We start from the raw sequence: 455 nt of genomic DNA on the forward strand, positions 1-455 counted from the left end.
CTACACATCTTGTATGTAAGAAGAAATAATGATCAAATTCGCCTTATTATTATTTTAAATAAGGTGTTTTATGAATTCGACATTAAGCGATTCCAGTTTATGGTCTGAGGCAGTATTTGGTGGGATTGAGCTAGGTGATAAACGCTTAACAAAGCGTCTTGTTCAGCTAGGCAAGCAATTATCGAATTGTAGTGGAAGTAGTCTTTCGCAAAGTAGTTTAGGAGATGAAGCATTAGTTGAAGGAGGCTATCGATTTTTACGTAATCATCGAGTTAAAGCGAGTCAAATTGCTTCAGGGGGTTATGATGTGACTGGGCAATTAGCTAAATCACATGAGCTATTGTTAGCAATAGAAGATACGACAAGTTTGGTCTACAGCCATGAAGTAAGCAAACAACTGGGCTATACCAGTAATAACCCCCATGCTAAAGCGAAAGGCTATCAAGTCCATTCAA

The 455-nt window shown here is 38.0% G+C and carries 1 protein-coding gene; it reads left to right on the forward strand.

Annotation, left to right across the window (positions count from 1 at the left end; translation table 11 throughout):
- Positions 1-70: 70 nt before the first annotated feature.
- Positions 71-455, forward strand: a 385-nt coding sequence (locus CC34_RS01000000116450; protein WP_032830400.1) for an IS4/Tn5 family transposase DNA-binding protein, incomplete at its 3' end; no start/stop codon positions are given.

This window comes from Legionella pneumophila subsp. fraseri, assembly GCF_000586315.1.
Lineage (GTDB): Bacteria > Pseudomonadota > Gammaproteobacteria > Legionellales > Legionellaceae > Legionella > Legionella pneumophila_B.